Raw genomic sequence first — 2274 nt, 5'->3', positions numbered from 1 at the left:
CTTCAGTTTCAGGATAATTCCATGCTGTTTGGCGGCAAAGCCACGATCCGGATCGACGGCGTGTATTATTATTGATCAGGAAATCTGCGCATAAAATTCCAAAAAGAGGCTCTCCGTAATACGACCTTGCATATCGATCAAACATTCATAAAAGAAGAAGCCGTCGGAGGGACTTGAACCCTCGGCCTGCTGATTACGAATCAGCCGCTATACCGCTAAGCCACGACGGCGCACTGTGTGCTTAAACACATTGCCTGTTAGACAATAAATAAGTTATTGATTTATGAATATCCCTGAAGGGTCGGCGTATCCGTTCCTTCGGCATGCGCCCCGTTTGTTATCTTTCCAAACTTCGTCTCGTACTCATTCACGCTCTTCTGCAGAGCTGCAAGAAGTTTCTTCGCATGTGTCGGGCTGATCGCAACAACGGCCTTTGCTTTTGCCTGATTTGCCATCGGGAGCTGATGTAAAAACATCATCGTGAACTCGTCATCCTTGAAGGCGATCTGAATCATATTACTGTAGACCGGGTCAAGGTTCTGAGGTATCTGAATGTTGAGTTCGTTGCCTGCCATAATTATTAATAGTGTGTTAAACGAACTTATGTTTATGGAGTCATCATGCCGGACAAAACGATCTCTGTAACAGATGTGGTGAAAGCAGGCACCTGTCCCATGCAGCTGTACCTGGCAAAATCCGTCGATATTCCCTACGAAGAGCCGATCGCCTACACAGTTGCAAAACAACTTTCCTATTATCTTGGTGATATCCTCTCTGCCGAGGATGTCTGGGAAGAGGGGCTGAAAAATATGGTTCCCGAGGATCAGCCCGCGCTCTCGTACCTGGAAAAAATGGTCGCCGCCTGCAGCAAGGTGACCTGGCGCCAGGCCGAACGGTATGATGTATCTGTTTATTCTGAAAAATACGGGATCTACGGGAAGGTCGACCGGTTCTTTGATGATAGTTTTTCTCTGGTAAAAAGCGGCGAGGCGCCCACCCGGGGAGTCTATCTTCACGACCGCCTCAGAGTGATCTGTTATGCGGTCTGTCTTGAAGAGATGTTTGGAAAACCCTTTTACGGCCGCGTTGAGTATCTGGGTTCGGGGACGATACGCAGTGTCGTTATAGAACCCAAAGACCGCCGCGCACTATTTCTTGCACTAAGGGCCGCAGAAAAAGTGCTGAACGGAGGGATACCGAAAGTCGTCCGCGGCCCGTACTGCGCCTGGTGTAAATTTGTCGAGACCTGTTCAGCCGTTGAAAAACCCAAATCTCTCTTTTCCAAAATGATGTCAAAGGCATAACATAGATATTCTGAGAATAAAAGATACTAAGATAGTAATGACCTTTGAACTCTCCGAAGATATTCTCGAAGCAATACTCAATACCGGAAAAGAGACGGTTAAGGTCTCAAATCTGGAAAATCTGGCAAACGGTGATACCGAAGGACTCAGCAAAGCGGTCTCCTGTCTGAAAGAAAAAGGCTATGTCACCGAGTCGTCCGGCGGGCTTTCACTTACTGACAAGGGTTCAGTCAAGGCTGCCCAGGTGGCGCGCAAACATGCCGTCCTGACAAGTTTTCTTACCGATGTTCTAGGCACCGAACCTGATCACGCATCAAAGGAGGCCTGCCTCATGGAGCACAGCATTTCGGCAGAAACGATCGAACGTCTCGACACGTTCCTGGAAACACGCGGTCCTGCAGGAAACAGACCCGGCCGTGAAAGAGGATGGGGAAGGCGCGCATCCAAACCAGAAGAGACGAGTCCAAAGGAACATGAAGGACATGCCGGACTGACAAAACGAAATCCCATCATCTCTCTCTCCGAGTGCGAGGAAGGTTCTCTCCTGCACGTCTCCATGATCCGGTGCTTTGCAAAACACAGCAGGCTCATCGATCTCGGCGTCATCCCCGGAGAACTCATCACGCTCAGGCGAAAACTTGACAATCACGCGGTCGTGATAACCGTGAAAGGATGCGACATCGCATTAAGCCCCGAGGTCGCCGAGAATATCATGGTCGAGCGGTGCAATACCCAATGATGCGCCGGGCCGTCCTGATCGGCAACCCGAGTGTTGGCAAATCACTCATATTCAATCATCTGACCGGGCTCGGTGTCGAGGTGAGTAATTATCCGGGTACTACCGTCGGCCTGATGTCAGGCCTCGTCCGGTACAACGGAACGGAGTTTTCCCTTACCGATCTTCCCGGGATCTACTCTCTCTCGGGAAAATCCGATGAAGAAAAACTCGTCCGGGAATATCTCATCACCG

At 49.9% G+C, this 2274-nt stretch carries 4 protein-coding genes and 1 tRNA gene; 3 read left to right on the top strand and 2 right to left on the bottom strand.

All coding sequences use genetic code 11. The features are described 5' to 3' along the window. Positions 1-158: 158 nt before the first annotated feature. Both PHQ97_15305 and PHQ97_15300 read right to left on the bottom strand, forming a co-directional pair. Positions 159-230 (bottom strand) — tRNA-Thr (locus PHQ97_15305). Between the two features lie 51 nt (positions 231-281). Continuing rightward, the gene (locus tag PHQ97_15300) at positions 282-575 is read right to left on the bottom strand and encodes a DUF3467 domain-containing protein (GenBank protein MDD4394098.1); all 294 of its coding nucleotides are present in this window, start codon (positions 573-575) and stop codon (positions 282-284) included. A 45-nt stretch (positions 576-620) separates the two neighbouring features. On the opposite strand from PHQ97_15300, the gene PHQ97_15295 reads away from it, so the two are divergent. From PHQ97_15295 to PHQ97_15285, 3 genes are all read left to right on the top strand, one after another. Then, positions 621-1304 carry a Dna2/Cas4 domain-containing protein gene (locus tag PHQ97_15295; GenBank protein MDD4394097.1) on the top strand — a complete coding sequence of 228 codons (684 nt, stop codon included), beginning with the start codon at positions 621-623 and terminating at the stop codon, positions 1302-1304. A gap of 37 nt (positions 1305-1341) precedes the next feature. Then, entirely contained in the window at positions 1342-2043 is a 702-nt protein-coding gene (locus PHQ97_15290; protein ID MDD4394096.1) for a metal-dependent transcriptional regulator, read from the top strand. After that, positions 2040-2274, top strand: a 235-nt coding sequence (locus PHQ97_15285) for a FeoB small GTPase domain-containing protein (protein ID MDD4394095.1), incomplete at its 3' end; no start/stop codon positions are given. The genes PHQ97_15290 and PHQ97_15285, both read left to right, overlap by 4 nt.

This window comes from Desulfobacterales bacterium, from assembly GCA_028704555.1.
In the GTDB taxonomy this organism is placed as follows: Bacteria; Desulfobacterota; Desulfobacteria; order Desulfobacterales; family JAQWFD01; genus JAQWFD01.
Note: the sequence above shows the minus strand (reverse complement) of the source record. Positions and strands in the feature narration are given on the sequence as shown.